Source organism: Hydrocarboniphaga sp., assembly GCF_965279055.1.
Classification (GTDB): domain Bacteria; phylum Pseudomonadota; class Gammaproteobacteria; order Nevskiales; family Nevskiaceae; genus Hydrocarboniphaga.
This window is the reverse complement of record NZ_OZ257125.1, coordinates 1,286,942-1,305,452: the sequence shown is the minus strand read 5'-3', so window position 1 is coordinate 1,305,452 and position 18,511 is coordinate 1,286,942. Positions and strand designations below refer to the sequence as shown.

Annotated in this window: 16 protein-coding genes; 1 reads left to right on the top strand and 15 read right to left on the bottom strand. The window is 66.3% G+C overall.

The genetic code is table 11. From position 1 onward, the window contains the following. Positions 1 to 33: 33 nt before the first annotated feature. Together ACQZF9_RS06060 and ACQZF9_RS06055 are read right to left on the bottom strand one after the other, a co-directional pair. Positions 34 to 234: a hypothetical protein gene (locus ACQZF9_RS06060; RefSeq protein WP_428312356.1), complete on the bottom strand. Its 201-nt coding sequence runs from the start codon at positions 232 to 234 to the stop codon at positions 34 to 36. 19 nt (positions 235 to 253) lie between these two features. Further along, positions 254 to 751 carry a chemotaxis protein CheW gene (locus ACQZF9_RS06055; protein ID WP_428312355.1) on the bottom strand — a complete coding sequence of 166 codons (498 nt, stop codon included), beginning with the start codon at positions 749 to 751 and terminating at the stop codon, positions 254 to 256. A gap of 251 nt (positions 752 to 1,002) precedes the next feature. Here ACQZF9_RS06055 and ACQZF9_RS06050 point away from each other — a divergent pair, with 251 nt between their 5' ends. Beyond that, positions 1,003 to 3,612, top strand: a complete 2,610-nt coding sequence (locus ACQZF9_RS06050; RefSeq protein WP_428312354.1) for a TonB-dependent receptor plug domain-containing protein — start codon at positions 1,003 to 1,005, stop codon at positions 3,610 to 3,612. Between the two features lie 223 nt (positions 3,613 to 3,835). Here ACQZF9_RS06050 and ACQZF9_RS06045 read toward each other — a convergent pair whose 3' ends face one another. The 13 genes from ACQZF9_RS06045 to flhF all read right to left on the bottom strand — a co-directional run bounded on the left by ACQZF9_RS06045 (position 3,836) and on the right by flhF (position 18,413). After that, positions 3,836 to 6,352, bottom strand: coding sequence for a TonB-dependent receptor domain-containing protein (locus ACQZF9_RS06045; RefSeq protein WP_428312353.1), 2,517 nt, complete (start codon positions 6,350 to 6,352; stop codon positions 3,836 to 3,838). 189 nt (positions 6,353 to 6,541) lie between these two features. Next, the gene (locus ACQZF9_RS06040) at positions 6,542 to 6,946 is read right to left on the bottom strand and encodes a c-type cytochrome (protein ID WP_428312352.1); all 405 of its coding nucleotides are present in this window, start codon (positions 6,944 to 6,946) and stop codon (positions 6,542 to 6,544) included. A 10-nt stretch (positions 6,947 to 6,956) separates the two neighbouring features. Next, positions 6,957 to 8,528, bottom strand: coding sequence for a flavin monoamine oxidase family protein (locus ACQZF9_RS06035; protein ID WP_428313379.1), 1,572 nt, complete (start codon positions 8,526 to 8,528; stop codon positions 6,957 to 6,959). 222 nt (positions 8,529 to 8,750) lie between these two features. Further along, positions 8,751 to 9,758, bottom strand: coding sequence for a FecR family protein (locus ACQZF9_RS06030; protein WP_428312351.1), 1,008 nt, complete (start codon positions 9,756 to 9,758; stop codon positions 8,751 to 8,753). A gap of 30 nt (positions 9,759 to 9,788) precedes the next feature. Next, positions 9,789 to 10,379 carry an RNA polymerase sigma factor gene (locus ACQZF9_RS06025; protein ID WP_428312350.1) on the bottom strand — a complete coding sequence of 197 codons (591 nt, stop codon included), beginning with the start codon at positions 10,377 to 10,379 and terminating at the stop codon, positions 9,789 to 9,791. Positions 10,380 to 10,524: 145 nt separating this feature from the next. Beyond that, on the bottom strand, positions 10,525 to 11,604 hold the full coding sequence (motD, locus tag ACQZF9_RS06020) for a flagellar motor protein MotD (protein ID WP_428312349.1): 1,080 nt from the start codon (positions 11,602 to 11,604) through the stop codon (positions 10,525 to 10,527). 83 nt (positions 11,605 to 11,687) lie between these two features. Continuing rightward, on the bottom strand, positions 11,688 to 12,428 hold the full coding sequence (locus tag ACQZF9_RS06015; protein WP_428312348.1) for a flagellar motor protein: 741 nt from the start codon (positions 12,426 to 12,428) through the stop codon (positions 11,688 to 11,690). After that, positions 12,428 to 14,239, bottom strand: a complete 1,812-nt coding sequence (locus ACQZF9_RS06010) for a chemotaxis protein CheA (protein ID WP_428312347.1) — start codon at positions 14,237 to 14,239, stop codon at positions 12,428 to 12,430. Before ACQZF9_RS06010 ends, ACQZF9_RS06015 begins: the two co-directional genes overlap by 1 nt. 21 nt (positions 14,240 to 14,260) lie before the next feature. Continuing rightward, the gene (locus tag ACQZF9_RS06005) at positions 14,261 to 14,920 is read right to left on the bottom strand and encodes a protein phosphatase CheZ (RefSeq protein WP_428312346.1); all 660 of its coding nucleotides are present in this window, start codon (positions 14,918 to 14,920) and stop codon (positions 14,261 to 14,263) included. Between the two features lie 10 nt (positions 14,921 to 14,930). Then, the gene (locus ACQZF9_RS06000; protein ID WP_428312345.1) at positions 14,931 to 15,323 is read right to left on the bottom strand and encodes a chemotaxis response regulator CheY; all 393 of its coding nucleotides are present in this window, start codon (positions 15,321 to 15,323) and stop codon (positions 14,931 to 14,933) included. Between the two features lie 39 nt (positions 15,324 to 15,362). Continuing rightward, complete coding sequence (locus ACQZF9_RS05995) at positions 15,363 to 16,220, bottom strand: RNA polymerase sigma factor FliA (RefSeq protein WP_428312344.1); 858 nt, start codon at positions 16,218 to 16,220, stop codon at positions 15,363 to 15,365. Continuing rightward, on the bottom strand, positions 16,217 to 17,101 hold the full coding sequence (locus ACQZF9_RS05990; protein WP_428312343.1) for a MinD/ParA family protein: 885 nt from the start codon (positions 17,099 to 17,101) through the stop codon (positions 16,217 to 16,219). The genes ACQZF9_RS05995 and ACQZF9_RS05990 overlap by 4 nt, the downstream gene beginning before the upstream one ends. After that, on the bottom strand, positions 17,094 to 18,413 hold the full coding sequence (gene flhF, locus ACQZF9_RS05985) for a flagellar biosynthesis protein FlhF (protein ID WP_428312342.1): 1,320 nt from the start codon (positions 18,411 to 18,413) through the stop codon (positions 17,094 to 17,096). The genes ACQZF9_RS05990 and flhF overlap by 8 nt, the downstream gene beginning before the upstream one ends. Positions 18,414 to 18,511: the final 98 nt, after the last annotated feature.

The following is an 18,511-nucleotide window of genomic DNA, read 5'->3' as shown; positions in this document are numbered from 1 at the left end:
ATAGGAATAGATGAAACGAGAAACGAAAAAGCACTAGGCGTCGTCGCGCGCGCCCGACAGGGGCAATAGCGCGGCGGCCGGATTGGACCAGCACGGGCACATCAGCAGCGCCGCGCCGAGTTCGCGGCCGAGCAGATCAAAGCCGTCGAGCAGCGCCGTCACCAGGCGTTCGGACAGCGGCGCGGTGTCGGCCGCGGGCCAGGCCAGCGGTTGGATCGGGTTCGTCGTCGTCATGCTCGTCTCCACAGCCCAATCAGCCCAGCGCGATCGGATCGACCAGCGCATCCAGGTCGAGCAGGGTCAACAGCGAATCGTCGAATGCGACGTGGCCGGTGACGGCCTCGTCGACGCCGGGCGCGGCGACGCGCGGCGGCGGTTTGATGTGCTCGCCTTCCAGCGAATACAGCTGGCCGATGCGGTCCACGCGTAGCGCCAGCGGCTCGCCGGCGGACTCGACCACGATCAGGCAATGACCGTCGCCGCTGCCGGCGTCGCGCGGCGGTGGCTCGATCTGCAGGCGGCCGTGCAGGTCGAGCACCGAGACGATGCGGCCGCGCAGCGCGGCCACGCCGAGTACCAGTCGCGGCGCCCCTGGCACCGGGTCGACACTCGCCGACAAGACCACCTCGCGGACGCAGCCGATGCGCAACGCGAATGCCTGGCTGGCGATCTCGAACCCGACCCAACGGCTCGTCGGCAGCGGCTGGCCGCCGCGTCCCGTCGTGCTGATTGCCGGTTCCATCACGCCCATCGTCTCGCCACTCCCGTTGACCCGCGTCGCTCTACGTCGGTTAACGGTCACGGCGGTCGATTCTTGAGCCGCTTTAGTCGGCCGCTTGTCAGAAAGCGCTTACATCGCCGCTGCCCTCGAAGCGCTATCGGCCGCTGCCGGCATGAATTGACATTCCATATTTCCGATTTCCCGGGCTGGCCCGTTATAGCCATGAGCAAGGCCCACGGGGCTGCGCGACATACGAGCTAAACAGCCATTGGGAGTCGTCGGTGAACAACGTGAATGCGGTACGGGTCGGGGTGTTGGAAATGCGTCAGGCGGTCCGCGAGACTTTCGGGACTCGTCGTTTCAGAGCACTGGCCTGCGCGCCGCTGCTGGCGGGTGCCGGCATGGCGCTGATGGCGTCGGCGCCGGCACGCGCGGCGGACGAGGCGCCGGTCGAAGTGGCTGCCGCATCGCCGGAAGTCGCGGCCGCCGGCGATGTCGCGACCCTGGACGAGGTCATCGTCACCGGCACACGTCGCGCCGGCGGCCTGCAGGTGTCGGAAAGCCCGGCGCCGATCCAGGTGCTCAGCGCGGACACCTTGAAGAGCGCCGGTGCGCCGGACCTGATCGCGTCGATCGCGCAGCTGGTGCCCTCGTTCACCGCCCAGGCTTTCGGCGGTGACCAGGCCAACCAGACGCTGTCGGCCAAGCTGCGTGGCCTGTCGCCCAACCACGCGCTGGTACTGGTCAACGGCAAGCGCCGTCACACCACCGCCAACCTCGCGGTGCTCGGCGGCCCGTACCAGGGCGGCGCCTCGGCCGATCTCAACTTCATCCCGGCCTCGGCGATCGAGCGTATCGAAGTGCTCACCGACGGCGCCGCCGCGCAGTACGGCACCGACGCGATCGCCGGCGTCATCAACATCATCCTGAAGAACGGTGCCGAAGGCGGCTTGCTCGACAGCACTTACGGCAAGTACTACGACGGTGGCGGCGACACCATCGCCCACTCCGGCAACATCGGCTTCGGCAGCGGCCCGGAGGCTTTCGCCAACCTGACCGTCGAAGTGCGCAACAAGCAGCGCAGCGACCGCGGCAACCCGGATCCGCGTGCCACCGATCCGGAAACGATCGCGAGCTATCCCAACAGCAATGTCACGCTCGATCCGAACTACCCCTACGTCAACCACATCCAGGGCGACCCGGAGATCCACACCCAGGTGGGCACCTTCAACGCCGGCTACACCGCCGGGCCGGTGGAGCTGTACAGCTTCGGCAGCTACGGCCGCAAGAAGGCCAACTCCTTCGAGAACTACCGCATGCCGAGCCGCGCCTCGTATACCGACGGTGACGGCAAGACCAGCTACTACTATCCGTTCGGCTTCAACCCGCGCGAAGCCACCGACGAAACCGATCTGGCTTTCACCGGCGGCGCACGCGGCACCGTCAGCGCCTGGAACTGGGACCTGAGCAGCACCTACGGCAAGGACACCGCCAAGATCGCGACGATCAACTCGCTGAACACCGATCTGTATGCCGACACCGGCGCCTCGCCCGAAGACTTCGACGATGGCGCCTATGTCTCCAGCCAGTGGACGACGAGCCTGGACCTGAGCCGCGAATACGAGGTCGGCATGGCCGGCCCGCTGACCACCGCCTTCGGCCTCGAACAGCGCCACGAAATCTACGAGCTGCAACAGGGTGACCCGGCCTCGACCTACAAGTCCGGTGCCTCGTCGTTCCCCGGCATCCAGGCGAGCGACGCCAGCAAGAACTCGCGCGACAACTTCGCCGTGTATGCCGATTTCTCGATCACGCCGGTCGAGAAACTGCTGCTCGACGCCGCTGTTCGCTACGAGCATTTCAGCGACTTCGGCAGCACCACGATCGGCAAGCTGACCGGCCGCTACGACTTCAGCCCGGCGTTCGCGCTGCGCGGCACCGTCAGCACCGGCTTTCGGGCGCCGACGCTGGCCGAGGAGTACTACACCGCGACCAACGTCGGACCGAGTTCCGCCTTCGTGCAGCTCGCACCGAATGCGCCGGCGGCCTCGCTGCTCGGCCTCGGCGACGGCCTGAAAGCCGAGAAGTCGACCAACTTCAGCTTCGGCATGGTGATGCACCCGACGGAGAAGATGACTGCAACGCTGGACGCCTACCAGATCGAAATCCGCGACCGCATCGTCGGCTCCGGCTCGCTGTATAGCGTGTTCCAGGGTACGGACGTGGAAGGCGCCGAGTCGATCTCGGCGGCGATCATCGCCAACGGCAATACGCTGGACCCGACGATCAAGGAAGGCGGCGGCGACATCGGTATCGCGATCTTCGCCAACGGCCTGACCACGCGTACCCGCGGCGCCGATCTCGTGATCAGCTATCCGGGCACCTACGACTTCGGCCGTATCGACTGGAGCGCCTCGGCGAACTACAACCAAACCAAGATCACCAAGATCAACGACAGCCCGGCGGAACTCGGCGGACAGGCGCTGTACAACGAAACCGCGCAGTCCGACATCACCGACGCCTCGCCGAAATTCCGCGTCAACTTCAGCGCCGTGTACAACTTCGACGCGAAGTTCTTCATCACCTTGCGTGAGACGATCTACGGCAAGTCTTCGGAACAGGTCATCGGCGACGACGGCAACTACTACAAGAACCAGATCGACGTGACGCCGATCACCGACCTGGAACTCGCGTTCAAGCCGACACCGGCGCTCAAGCTCAGCATCGGCGCCAACAACCTGTTCAATGTCTATCCGGACAAGCTCAACCCGGATCTGATTCAGACCTACATCGACGCGGTCGACAACGCCGCCGTCACCAAGTACCCGTCGTTCTCACCGTTCGGCTTCAACGGCGGCTACTACTACGGCAAGGTCGCGTATACGTTCTGAGCCCTCGCTGAGGCTGCCCCTGTAGGAGCGGGCTTGCCCGCGATTGAGACTTGAAACGTCACAGTCGCGGGCAAGCCCGCTCCTACAACTGCAGTCCCGGACTGACGAACACGCTGACGGCAAGGTCGCTTATACGATCTAAGCCCTTGCCGATGCTGCTCCAGTAGGAGCGGGCTTGCCCGCGACTGAGGCTTCAAGGTCACCGTCGCGGGCAAGCCCGCTCCTACAACTGCAGTCCCAAACTGACGAACACGCTGCGCGAAATACCCAGGTTGTAAACACCGCTGTCTTCGCCCGGCACCAGCATGCCGTAGTAAGGATGGTCGAGCAGGTTGTAGACGTTGGCCTGCAAGCTGATGCGGCCGCGGCCGAAGTCGGCACTGCGGCCGGTGCCGAGGTTGATCACGCTGTAACCGCCGACGCGTTCGCTGTTGCGGGTGCTGCCATAACGCGGGCCGGTGTATTTGGCATCGACGCTGGCGTAGCCGTCGGCGTTGCGCCACGACAACTCCACCGTCGCCATCCGCTGCGGCGTCGCCGGCACGTCGTTACCGGCGCTTTCGACGGTGCGGCTGCCATGCTGCGCGTCGTAGACCTGATAGTCGTCGAGAAATCGCGAACGATTCAGTGACAGCGTGCTGCCGATGCGCCAGTGCACGGCGGGATTCCAGTACAGCGAGGTCTCGACGCCGATCGTGCGGATCGCGCCGACGTTTTCGTAAGTGTCGACACCGACGATGTCCGGGTCGGTGGCCTGCAGCTCGAGCACGCGGTTGCGATAGTCGATGTGATAAACCGACACCGCCAGCGCCGAATGCGCAGCACGGTAGCGCGCACCCAGATCGATGTTGCTCGATGTCTCCGGTTTCAGGCTCGCATTGAAATTGGACGCAACGAAGGCCAGCCGCGGTGTCGCGCTGAAGTTCTCGGCGTAATTGGCGAACAGCTCGCTGCTGCCGCTGGCGCGCCAGACCAGGCCCACCTGCGGCTGCAACAGATCCTCGTCGCGCTTGCGCCGTGTCTCGCGCCGCTGCAGGTTGAAGTCGCCGTTGTTCAGATAACCGCTGGCCCGGCGATCGACGATCAGGCCCTTGCTGCCGATCGCCAGCGTCGCACGGTCGTCTAGCAAGCCGATGCTGTCCTTTACGTAGAACTGGCGCGTGGTCGTGCGAATGTCGCGGTCGTAGTAGATCGTGATCGGCAGCGCCTCGCGATGCAGATCGCCGTCGCTGTCCATGTCGTACAGCGGCCGGGTCTGGCTGAAGTCGTATTGCTGCAACCAGCCGCCAACGCTGAACTGGTGCGCGCCGATGCTCTGCGAGTAACTCAGCGTGAGGCCGCGACGATTGCCCTGCAGCTGTTCGAGCCGGCCGCTGGCAGCGCTGTCGCTGGACGGCGGCTGTACGTCGCCGCGTTGCGGATCGTCGGCGACTGCCGCGTCGTAGAGCATCTGCGCGGCGGCCGGCGTAATGCCGGCGGTGCCGTAACCGCGCTTGATTTCGTAGTACGGCTGGATCTGCAGATGCGCTTCGCCGGCATGGCCGATGTCGGCGCGCAGCATCAGCAGGTTGTCGGTGCGGCCGTTGCGCCAGTAATCGTAGTAGCGCGCGTCGGCGCTGCCATTGCCGGTCAGCGCCGGTGTGTAGATCAGATCCGGCGTGCCGTCGATTTGGTAGCTGTCGACGTCGTGATCGTCTCGCTTGCCGTACAGCCAGCCGAACATCAGCCGGCCGAAGGAAAGATTCTGCACCGCCTTGAACTGCGCATGCTCGGTCTGCATCGAGGCCAGATCGTTCTGCTGCTGAAAGGCGCGCAGCTTCGACGCGCTGAACATCGCAACCGGCCCGCCGCTCCACAACGGCGCCGTGTCGACCCGACCGTAGACGCGGCTCGTCTGCTCGCTGCCGCCGGAAAAGGAGGCGGCGCTCTGCCAGATGCCGGCCGGGTCCTGCGTCGAATAACGCAGCGAGCCGCCGAGCGCATGAAACGACGGCGTGTCGACATCCGCCGAGCCCTGCGCGACCGCGAGTTCGTCGAGGTTCTCGTTGTCGACGTAACGGTTCGGCGGCGAGTCGCCGCGCGTGTCCGGGGTTTCTTCCAGCGGCACGCCGTCGAGCGTGATCGCGAGCTGGTCGGCAGTGAAGCCGCGAATGCGCAGGCTGGTGCCGAATTCGTAAAGCCCGAAGGGATCGGTGCTCTGCATGTCGACGCCGGGCAGCAGGTTCAGAAAAGCCTGCGGCGCGAAGCCCGGCACCTGCGCGCGAAACCGCGGCTGCGTCAGCTCGTTGGCAGCGCGCACCTGCCCTGCACCATAAACCGACATCGCCAGCAGTTCGATCGGCGTCGTGCTGCCCGCTGTTTCCGTTTCGGTCGGGCGCGGCCCGCGCGTGCTGCGCGTCGTGGTGGCCGGCGCCGGCGGCTCCTCCGCCGCAGACAGCACCAAGGTGTCGCTGCCGATCACGCGCAGATCCAGCGGCGCATCGGCGATCAGCCGGTTCAGCGCCTCGGTGACGGTGTAACGGCCGAGCAGCCTGGGCGCCTGCAAGCGGTTCAAGCTCGCCGCTGGCGCGACGATCTGGACCTGCGCCTGCTGCGACAGCTGGGTCAGCGCGGTGCTCAGCGGCTGCGCCGGAATATCGAAGCTCAGGCGCTGGTCGAGATTGGCCGCATCGGCGCGGCCGCTCAGGCCGCAGCCGATCCACGCGGCGAGCAAGCCCGCCAGCATTCGATTCCACTGCACCACGTACTGGCCTCTGCCGCTCTACGTTCCAGGGCTGGAGCAAGAAGCGTGCAGGTGCGGTGTTGCCCTCACCTTCCGGGAGAGGGTGGCCCAAAGGGCCGGGTCAGGGACTCGACTTTGGCGCCTAACGGAAACGCCCTCACCCGAAGGTGCGAGCCAACCTCTCCCGGAGGGATAGGCAAGATCCGCTTACGGCTTCTTCGGCGGACGCAGCGCGGCGACTTCGGCCGGCGTCAGCTTGTCGGTATACGCGTTGCCGAAATGGCTGCGAATGTAGTTGACGACGTTGGCGACCTGCTCGTCGTCCATGACATCGCCGAACACCGGCATCGCGCCCTGGCCTTTGAGCACCAGCATCGCCGGATACATTTTCGCAGCGAGCCGCGGATCGGCCACCAGCGACGGATAGGTTCCGGCGCCGGTGGCGCCCTTGGCGTCGGCCATGTGGCAGCCCTGGCAGACGTTCTCGTAAATCGACTGGCCGCTGCGCTCCTCGAAGGTATAACCGCGGCTGAAGGAGACGTCGCCGGCAAAGGCACTGCCGCTGGCGATCAGCAAGGCGGCGGACACCAACAGCGGATTGAGTTTGATCATGTCGGGCTCCTCAATGCGTCTGCACGTGCTGGTGCAGGCGCTCGATCGCATTCAGCGACGACAGCAGCGCGCCTTCCTGCCAGGCGTTGACATACGAGGCATGTTCGCCGGCGAGCAGGATGCGGCCGTCGAGCTGGCACAGGTTGTCGTAATGCGCGGCGCGGGTTTCTTCGGTCCAGCTGCCGGCGCAGCCCAGGGTCCAGGGCACGCGATGCCAGCCGACGGCGATGCCGTTATCGAATTCCTTCTTGTACTGCGTGTGGATTTTCGAGCCGTATTCGACGGCCTGCTTGACCCGGTCGGCCGGCGACATGGCGGTGAATTCGTAGGCATTGGGGCCGAACATGTAGCCGCCGAGCAGCACGCCCTTGCCGCTGTTGTGATAGCCGGTGTTCGGATAACCGATCAGCCGGATCGGCATGTCGGTGTAGCTGGTGCCGCCGTAGATGTGGTCGTCTTCTTCCCAGAAACGGCGCTTGAACTGCAGGCCGATCTTGACCGACGCCTCGTAAGGCACCGCCCGGATCGCGGCCGCCATCTTGGCGCCGACCTTGATCTCGATCTGGCTCAGCACCGACAACGGAATCGTGCACAGGCAATAGTCGGCCGTCGCCGTCATCGGCGTGCCGCCGGTCTTGGAATCGACGTAGGTCACGGTGACACCCTTGTCGCTCTGATCGATCTTGGTGACCTTGCTGCGAAAGCGCACCAGATCGCCGATCTCGCGCTGAAACGCCTTGGCGACGCCGTCCATGCCGCCGACCGGCTGGAACAAGGTGGTCTGGAATTCGACCTGCTGGCCGATCGCCAGGTGCTGCCACAGGCGCGAGCGCACCACGTCGCTCGCCGTCATCGGCGTCGACGGAACCGGCGCGCCGCCGATGCCGCCGCCGGGCGGCTTCTCCCAGCCACGGCGCTCGCTGCTTTCCGGGCCGCGCTCGTAGCGATAATCCTTGTCCAGCGCGCCCCAGGTCTTCAGCGCTTCCAGCAGGATTTCCGTGTCTTCCTTGCTGACCGTGTCGTCGAGCTTTTTCTGGCTCGTGCACTTGGCCAGCAGTTCGGCGACATGGCCGTTGAAGTCCGCGTGAATGTTGCGATAGCGCTGCGGCTTGCCGCCGAAGGCATCGGTGCCGTGCAGGTAGGCGTTGTAGTTGACCTGCACGAAGGGCTCGAGCGCGACACCGAACAGCTTGCAGTACGACAGCAGCGCGCGGTGATGGAATGGAATGCGCCACGGACCCGGATTGACGTACAGGCCCGGGTCGAAGCCGCAGGTCTGGGTGGCGCCACCGAGTTCGGTGAAGGTGTCGCCGCCGCGCAGGGTCCAGCAACGGCCACCGACGCGCTCGTTGTACTCGAGGATCTGCACCTTGTAGCCGGCCTTGCGCAGTTCATACGCGGCGACCGAGCCGGCGTGGCCGGCGCCGAGGATCAGCACCGACTTGCCCTTGGCGCCGCCGTCGAGCTTGATCGGCCCCTTGTAGGTGGACTCGGCGACCAGGCCCATGCTGGCCATCGCGCGGTAGCTGGCGCCGCTGCCGGCGACCAGGCCGATCATCGCCAGCAGGTCGCGGCGGCTCATGTTGCTCGGGATCAAAGACTCGCTCATAGGTCGGTTTTTCTGCGCATCCTGGCGTCTGGCTGTTGGAGCGTTAAACGGGCGACGGCTCTAAAACGGAAATGCGACGGCTTCCCTCCCCCGCCTGCGAGGGAGGGCCAGCGTGGGGGCGGAAGTCACGGCGCAACTCTTTAACGACTCGCCCCCATCCCGGCCTTCCCCCGCAAGCGGGGGAAGGAGACAAGCCTATCTCTGCGACAACAGCACGCGGCCGCGATCGTCGCGTAGCGCGCGTACCGGGAACACCGCCTCGATCGCGCGCACCCAGTCGTCCTCGCGCCCCTGCACGACGCTGCCGGTGTAGCGCAGCTTGCCGAGCGCCGGATCGACCAGCACCACCGGATGCTCGGCGTAGCGATTGAGATGGGAGACCACCAGCGCCAGGTCTTCGTCGACGAAGGCCATGCTGCCGCTGCGCCAGGACAGCGCCTGATTCGGATCGGCTGCTCGCACCGCCCAGGCGCCGGCGCCCGCCGCGATCTGGTGGCCGGCCTCGACACGCAGCTGCTGCCTCGCCTGCGCATCATCGGCACCGGCATCGACTTCGCGCACGTCGACGATGCCGTGCACCACCGCGACCTCGACCTGATCGCCACTGCGGCGGATGTTGAACGCGGTGCCGACCGCGGTGACGCGCAGCGGGCCAACCTGCACCACGAACGGCCGCGACGGGTTCGGCGCGACCGTGAAATAGGCTTCGCCGGCGTCCAGCGCCAGGCGGCGTGCCGCTTCGCTGTAGGAAACCGAGACCGAGGACATCGCGCCGAGCGCCAGTTGCGAGCCGTCGTCGAGCTTGAAGTCCTGCTGCTCGGCACGCGCGGTCTGGTAGACACGGGCCGGCGGCGCGGCGGCGCGATTCATCCACCACAGCGAGCCGGCGACCACCAGGCTGGCGGCCAGCGACATCGGCAGCATCCAGCGGCGCGAACGACGCCTCGACGGATCGGCGGAGGCGGCCGGCGCCGGCTCGTCCAGCAGCTCGCGGGTCAGTGCGGCCCGGGTCTCGGCGTCCAGCGTCTGCAAGCGGCCGCCGAGGTTCTCGATGTTTTCAAAGGCTTCTAGATTGGCCGGATCGCTCTGGCACCAGTCCAGCCATTGCGCGATTTCCTCGGGCGCGATGTCGGCTTCGCGCAGCCGCACCCACCACAGGCCGGCCTGCTCGGTACGCGATAAGCGGGTTTGGTCGTTGGTCATCGTCGGCTCCCCCGACGATTGTCCCGCATTTCAGGCCTTGGCGCTCTCGTCCATTCGTTGGTGGCAGGTGGCCATCGCCCGCGCGATGTAGTGGCGGATCATGCGGTCGGTCAGGTTCATCGCCTTGGCGATCTCCTGCACGCTCTGTTCACCGAAGACATGCAGCGCGAACACCCGCCGGCATTTCTCCGGCAGCTCGCGCAGCGCGTCCTTGATCACGCCCAGCTCCTGCTGAGCCAGCACCGCGCGCTCCGGACCGGGCCGGGTCAGCAGGTCCTCGAAGAAACTCTGCGGCGAGTTGCGGTTGAGTACCTGGCGATGACGCAGGCGGTCGATGGCCAGGTTGGACGCGATCGAAAAAAGATGGGCGCGCATGAAGCTCACCGCCGAGGGTTGTTCAAGCTGCAGCAGTCGCACATAGGCTTCCTGCGCCACGTCGTGCGCCTCGGCCTCGGACTGCAGCCGCGCCGCCAGAAAGCCGATCAGCGCGCGGTTGTGTTGTTCGAACAGGCGACGCACCAGCTCGCCCCTTTCGTGATACTCGACGCGCGGCCCGACATGAGCATCGTCAACAGCCTCGCTTGCCTGCTCGCGTAACGCGCAGGCGACATTCATTTGCATGGGTCAGCGCCATCGTTAGCGGATACCTGCACAGGCTCTACGCAAGAACAGCGCCAGCGGCGTGTACGAAAATCCTGCGTTACGTATCCTGAAACGCGGCAGACGAACCTGGTCGTTCCCGCGGGAATGACCAGGTTATCGGCGCCTACGGCGTCGGTGCGGGCGTGCCGGCCGCGGCGACATCCGGCGGGGTGCCGGCCTGCGCCGCGGTTGCGGGTGGCGCGGTTGCGGGTGGCGCGGTTGTGGGTGGCGCGGTTGTGGGCACCGCAGTTGCGGACGCTTCGGCTGCGGGCTTTGCGGCCGGCTTGGCCTCGGCCGCGCCGGCTTCGCTACCGTCGCCGATTTGCTTCAGCGCGTCGCTGTCGCGCGCCAGCACGACGACGACGACGCGGCGATTGCGGTTGCGACCCTCCAGCGTCGCGTTGTCGCCGGCCGGGCGGAATTCGCCGAAGCCGGCGACGCTGAGCTGCGTCGGTTCGATGCCCTGCTTGACGAACAGGTGCACGACGCTGGCCGCGCGCGCCGACGACAGCTCCCAGTTGCTCGGGAACACCGCGTTGCTGATCGGCAGCGAATCGGTGTGACCTTCGACCCGCATCGGGTTCGGAAATTTTTTCAGGATGTCGGCGACCTTGCCGAGCACCGGCCTTGCCTGGTCCGCCAGCTGCGACGAGCCGCTCGGGAACAGGATGTCGGCGCGTATTTCCACTTCCAGCGTCTGCTCGCTGGCGCGCACGCGCACCATGTTCTGCTTGACCAGCGTGCCGAGTGCGTCTTCGATTTCCGCGCCCATTTTCTGCAGCGCGCGACGCTCGTCGGCCGTGCGCCCGGCGCCGCCGCCGGCACTGGCACCGACAGGCTTGGCGTCGGTGATGCCCGGATGCACCGGCATCGGCAGCCGCGCCGGGATCGTCTCGGCTACGGCGACCTTGCGCGGCATCGGCCCGCCGGCGGTCTGCGCCGCACGCTGGCGCATCATGCTCGACCGGCTGTCGGCCTCGTTACCGGTCTGCTTGCCGCCGATCTGCAAGGGCGCGATCGATCGCGGCGCACCGCTGAATTCGGCATTGAGCGAATCGGCGAGCACGCGGTACTTGCCTTCGTTGACCGAGGACACCGCATACATCACCACGAACAAGGCGAGCAGCAGCACCAGCATGTCGCCATAGGGGATCGCCCAGGCTTCATGGTTGACGTGGTCTTCGTGGGGTTTCTTACGGGCCATGGCCTAACTGCCCTCTCCCGCGTGCGGGAGCGGGTGGCGCGCGGCGCCGGGAGAGGGGATGTAAATTGCGGTCCGGCAAGACATCAGTGCAAATAACCCTGCAGCCGCACCTCGATATTGCGCGGGTTGTCGCCCTGGCTGATGCCGATCAGGCCTTCGATGATCATTTCGCGCACGCGGGTCTGGTCACCGATCACCGACTTGAGCTTGGCCGCCATCGGCAGGAAGAACATGTTGGCCGAGCCGATGCCGTAGATCGTCGCGACGAAAGCCGCGGCGATGCCGTGGCCGAGCTTGGTCGGATCGGCCAGGTTGGCCATCACCGCCATCAGGCCCATCACCGCGCCGATGATGCCCAGCGTCGGCGCGTAGATGCCGAAGGCTTCGAACACCTTGGCTCCGGCCAGATCGTGGTGCTCGGAGACCGACAGCTCGACTTCCAGCGTGCCGCGGATGACTTCCGGCTCGGCGCCGTCGACCAGCATCTGCAGGCCCTTCTTGATGAAATGATCGGTCTCGCCTTCGACGCTGGATTCCAGCGCGAGCAGGCCCTGCTTGCGCGCGGCGTTGCTCCACTCGACGATCTTGGCGATCAGCTCGGCGCCGTTGTGTGTCGGCGGCTTGAAGATCCATTTGCCGAGCTTGAGCCCGTGGATGAAGGTCTTCATCGGCATCTGCATCATCACCGACGACGTGGTGCCGATGATGACGATCACGAACGCCGCCGGCGACAGCAGCGCCATCGGGTTCGCGCCTTTCAGGATCGTGCCGACGATCAGCACGACGAAGGCCAGGATCGCCGAAACGATACTCAGAATATCCATCAGCGCAGTCCTGCCGTATGAGCGCGTTCGTAGGCCGAGACCAGGCCCGGCAGTTCCAGGATCAGGGCGATGCGGCCGTCACTGGTGACGGTGCCGCCGGCAACCCCGGCCAGGCCCTTGAGCAAGCGCCCCAGCGATTTGACGACGATTTCCTCGCGGCCCCGCACGCTGCCGACGATCAGGCCGTAGCGTTCGTTGTCGACGTTGACCACGACCACATGACGCGCCATTTCGTCGCCGAGATCTTCCAGCCCCAGCCAACTCGACAGGCGTATCAGGCGCAGCCGTCCGTCGCGATACGCCGAGGTTTCCCAGCCGCTGCCATTGATTTGCACGGCGTCGCGATTCAGGCAGAACACGTCCTCCACCGCCTGCAGCGGGATCGCGAACAGCCGCACTCCGCGCTGCACCATCAGCACCGGCTGGATCGCCAGCGTCAGCGGCAGGCGCATGCGGATCGTGCTGCCCTTGCCCGGCTCGGATTCGATCGACACCACGCCGTTGAGTGCGTGGATGTTGGAGCGCACCACGTCCATGCCGACGCCGCGTCCGCTCAGGTCGGTGACCTGGTCCTTGGTCGAGAAGCCGGCCATGAAGATCAGCTGCAGGCATTCGTCGCGGCTCATGCGCGCGGCATCGGCGGCGTTGATCAGGCCTTTTTCCAGCGCTTTTTCACGCAGCCTGTCGGGATTCATGCCGGCGCCGTCGTCACTGATGGTGACGACGATCTGCCCGCCCATCTGCTCGGCCGACAGCAGCACGCGGCCGGCGGCCGGCTTGCCGGCCTTGAGCCGCAGCTCGGGCATTTCCAGGCCGTGGTCGATGGCATTGCGCACCATATGCATCAGCGGATCGCCAAGCGCTTCGATCAGGGACTTGTCGAGTTCGGTGTCTTCGCCAAAGCGCTCGACCTCGACCTGCTTGCCCAGCTTGCGTGCGGTGTCGCGCGCCAGCTTCGGGAAACGCGAGAACAGTTTGCGGATCGGCTGCATACGCATCCGCGTGACCTGGTTCTGCAGGCCCGAGGTGGTCACGTCGAGTTCGGAGAATGCCTTGCGCAACTCGGCGCTGACGCCGACCGCGCCCAGCGTCTTGATGCGGTTGCGCACCAGCACCAGTTCGCCGAGCAGATCCATGACCTGGTCGAGGCGCTGGGTGTCGACACGGATCGAGGTCTGTTCCGGGTCGGCTTCCGGGCTCCTTCCCCCGCTTGCGGGGGAAGGCTGGGATGGGGGCGTCTGCAACGGCAGCGCCGTGACTTCCGCCCCCACCCCGGCCCCTCCCCCGCACGCGGGGGAGGGAGTTTTCGGTTGTGACTGCAACTGATCCAGCAGCTTCTCGAACTCGTCGTCGCTGAAAGGATCCGCCGGAATACCCGCAGAGGTGACTTCCACCGGTGCGGCATCCACCACGGCCTCGCCGTCGCCCGCCGCCAGAAACTGCAGCACTTCGATCAGCTCGGCGTTGGCCTCGGCCGGTTCGCGGCCGGCGGCGACGGCGCCGAGCATCTCGCGCAGGCCGTCGAGTGCTTCGAGCACCGCATCGAGCACCGAGGGGTCGAGCTTGCAACGGCCGGCGCGCAGCAGGCCGAAGATTTCCTCCGCCGCATGCGCCAGCCTGACCACCGAGTTCAGCTCGAAAAAGCCGGCGCTGCCCTTGATCGTGTGGAAGCCGCGGAACACCGCGTTGAGCAGTTCGCGATCGTCCGGGCTGCGTTCCAGATCGACCAGCTGCTCGGCGAGGCGCGACAGCAGCTCGCGGCTTTCGGTCAGAAAGTCGTCACGCAATTCGCTGTCGAGTTCGATGCCCATTTTTGGTGTCAGCGTTGTTGTCTAGAAACCGAGATCCGCCAACAACGCGTCGGCGTCCTGCTGGCTGGCGGAGACCGCCGCGGCGGGGCCCTTGAGGTCGGCGCGTGCTGACGACGTATCTACCGGCGTTATCGGCGCCCGCGCCTGATTCTTGAGCGACGGACGCGCCAGGTGCACCAGATCGCCGAGTGCGTTTTCGACCTGGCGCACCAGCGCGATGACGCGGCGGATCAGCTGCCCGGACAGGTCCTGATATTCCTGTGCCATCGCCAGCGACATCATGTTGTCGCGCAGCCCGGCGAGTTCGGGGGCGGCGCCGCGGAACTCCGGCATCACGGCGAGCGCGTCGATCACACGGCGGCTGTCATCGACCAGATCCAGCGTGCGATGCGCCGCGTCTTCGGTCATCCGCACGACGTGATCCAGGTGAGTGCAGGCATCCTTGATCTCGCCTTCGGCCAGGCCGACGATGCGGCTGTCCAGATCGAGTCCGCGCAGGGTCTCGCGAAAATCGCGCGCGAGTCGCGCCACGCCCAGCGCCAGCGGCGCCTGGGTGCTGCGCAGCACGCCGGCAACGGCTTCGTCCAGCAGATCGTCGTCACTCGCCTTGATCGCGTCCAGCGCATCCTGCAGGCGCAACGCCAGCTCGGCGCGTTGCGCCGCCTTGTCGGCATGGCTCATCGCAATCTCCTTATGCGGCAGCGGCGGCGCGCTGAAAGATCTTGTCGATCTTCTCTTTCAGCGTGACGGCGGTGAAGGGCTTGATGATGTAACCGTTCACGCCGGCCTGCGCGGCCTCGATGATCTGGTCACGCTGTGCCTCGGCCGTCACCATCAACACCGGCGTTTTCGCCAGGCGCGCGTCGCCGCGGATGTTCTTGAGCAGGTCGATGCCGGTCATGCCCGGCATGTTCCAGTCGGTGACGACGAACTCGAAGTCGCCGGCCTGCAGCAGCGGCCAGGCACTGCGGCCATCGTCGGCCTCGGTGGTATTGGTATATCCGAGGTCGTGCAGCAGGTTCTTCACGATGCGGCGCATCGTGGAGTAGTCGTCGACGATCAGAATTTTGGCGTTTTTGTCCATGGTTTTATGGGCTATCGAGCTGGAGGTTGAGTCAGGGGATCAGGCGGCGCGCGCCTGCTGCGAAGCAAAACTGCCGGCCGCTTGAGACTTGGCGGGCGGGCGTCCGGCACCCGGCTTGTCGCCATTCCTGTCGGCCGATTTTTTCTTCTTCTCGGTGCGGGCGACGCCAGCCCAGTCCTGCAGCTGCGCGCGCACCCGCAGCAGCGCCTGGCCATGGATCTGGCAGACGCGGCTTTCGGAGACGTCGAGCACCGCGCCGATTTCGCGCAGGTTCATTTCGTCGTCGTAGTACAGCGACAGCACCATTTTCTCGCGTTCCGGCAGGGCCGCGATCGCGCGCGCCAGATTACCCTGGAGCTCGTCGCGCTCCAGCGACTGCAGCGGATTCTCGTTGGGGTCGGCGGCTTCGAAAGGATCGTCGCTGCCCTCGGGCGGCTCATCCAGCGACAGCACCTGGCACTGCACCGCGTCCTGCAGCGCGGCGCGGTAGGCCTCCGGCGTCAGGTTCAGTTCGGCGATGACTTCGCTTTCGGTGGCCTCGCGGCCGTTGCGCTGCTCGATGGTCTTCATCGCGCCGGAAATCTCGCGATGGCGGCGATGCACCGAGCGCGGCGCCCAGTCGCCGCGACGCAGCTCGTCCATCATCGCGCCGCGGATGCGGATGCCGGCATAGGTTTCGAAAGACGCGCCGCGCTCGCCGTTGTAATGACGCGCCGCCTCGATCAGGCCGATGACGCCGGCCTGGATCAGATCCTCGACATCGACGCTGGCCGGAAGCCGCGCGGCGACGTGGAAGGCGATGCGTTTCACCAGCTCGGCGTGCTGCTGCACCATGCCGGCCTCGGAAGTCGGATCGAGGTTGCGAGTGGTCGCGGTATAGGAAGTTCTTGCGTTCATCCGGCGGTCCTCTGGACGAGTCTCTCTACGAAGAATTCGAGATGGCCGCGCGCGCCGGTCGGCGAGCCGAAGGACAGCGCCTTCTTGGCCAGGTTGTGAAACGCGGCCGAAGCCGGGCAATTGGGATACGCGTCGACGACGGCGCGCTGGCGGCGTACCGCGCGGCGCAGCCACTCGTCCTGCGGTACCGAGCCGAGATAGCTCAGCGTCACGTCGAGAAAGCGCTCGGCGACCCGGCGCAGGCTTTCGAAAATCTCCTGCGCCTCGGCCTCGTTGGCGACCATGTTCGCGAGCACCTGCACGCGATGCACTCCGTGGCCCTTGTTGAGCACCTTGATCAGCGCGTAGGCGTCGGTTATCGACGAAGGGTCTTGCGTGACGACGACGATCACCTGCTGCGCCGCCTGGCTCAGCGTGATCACCGAATCGGCGATGCCGGCCGCGGTATCGACCACCAGCACGTCGAGCGGGCGGCGCAGATCGGAAAACGCCTGGACGATGCCGGCGTGCTGCATCGAGGTCAGCTCGGCCATGTGGCGCTTGCCGCTGGAGGCCGGCACCACGCACAGGCCGTGCGCGGTTTCGAGCAGCGTGTCGTCCAGCGTGCATTCGCCGGCCAGCACGTTGGCCATGTTGTAGCTGGGCTGCAGGCCGAGCATCACGTCGACATTGGCCAGGCCCAGATCGCCGTCGAGCAGCACGACTTTCTTGCCGGCCATGGCCATGGCCATCGACAGGTTCACCGACACGCTGGTCTTGCCGACGCCGCCCTTGCCGCTGCTGACCGCGAGCACCTGCACCGGCCGCAACGGCCGCAGGCGCCGCAGGCCGGCGGCCTGGTCATCGAACGTATTGTCGTGCACCGCGAGAGAGCTAGACATTGGCGTGATTCGCGGCGCTGTTGCCGGTGGCGGAAGAAAAGCCCGCGATCAGCAGGGATTCGTCGATGGTCGCCGCCGACTGGCGGGCCAGCTGCGTGGCGTGCAGCACCAGGCGGTCGGCACGCGCGGCGTGCAGGTCTTCCGGCACGCGCTGGCCGTCGCACAGATAGGTGACGCGCAGGTTGGCGCGCATCACCACCGACAACGCGCCGCCGATGCGATGCGCCTCGTCGATCTTGCTGAGCACGCAGCCGTCGAGACCGACCTGGCCGAAGCGCTGCACGGTTTCGGCCTGCGCGCCGGGCTGCGCATTGCCGGCGATCACCAGCCAGGTCTTGAGCTGCGGACCGCAGAGCTTGAGCTGCTCGATCTGGCCGGCGAGCAGGCCGTCGTGCTGTGACAGGCCGGCGCTGTCGACCAGCACCAGCTTGCGGTCGGACAGCCGCGACAGCAGTTGCGGCAGGTTGTCCTTCGGGCCGATCGCATGCACCGGCACGCCGAGCAGCCGCGCATAGGTGTAGAGCTGCTCCTGCGCGCCGATGCGATAGTGGTCGGCAGTGACCAGCGCGATGTCGCGCACGCCATGCGCGGCGGCATAACGCGCGGCGAGCTTGGCGATGGTCGTGGTCTTGCCGACACCGGTGGGCCCGACCAGCGCGATCACGCCGCCTTCAAGAATCGGATCGGTTGCGTTGATCGGCAGCCGCCGCGACAGCAGGCCCAGCGGCAAAAAACGCGCACGCTCCGGGTCGGAGGATTCCGGCAGTTCTTCGGCGATGCTGCGCGCCAGATCGGGTTCGATGCCGAGGTTGGCCAGTGCCCGCAACGCAGCGGCCTGCCGCGGCCGGTGCTTCTGCATGTCGCCCCAGCGCAGGCCGGCGAGCTGTTCTTCGAGCAGCGCGCGCAGCGTCTGTATTTCGCGATTGAGCTGCTCGGTGCCGATCACCGACGCGGCGGCCACCACCGACAGCGGCTCGGGCTGCGGCACCGACACCGGCATGTTGCCGGCCGGTTGACGCGGTGGGCTCGGCGGCGTGTCGAACGTGCGCCTGGCCTCGATGCGCTCGCTGGCGGCGATGCGATCCTCGACCTTGGCTGCCGGCTGACTCGGCGCGGGCGCGGTTTCGGCCGCATGCGCGCTGCGCTGCGCGGCGCTCTGGATCAGCGCCGCGTCGTAGTCGGTCGCCGCCACCACCTCGACCCCGCCTGGAATGCGCCGGTTGGACAGGATGACCGCATCGGCCCCCTGCTCTTCTCGCACGAGGCGGATCGCCTCGCGCATCGTGTTCGCCTGGAATCGTTTTATCTTCATCGGGCTGCCGGCGGTTTCGGTTGGAGTTCGGTGCCGCGGAAGTCCCGTCGGCAAGCCCTAAGTGCAACCGCTGTTCCAGCCCCCTGCGCCTGCCGAAG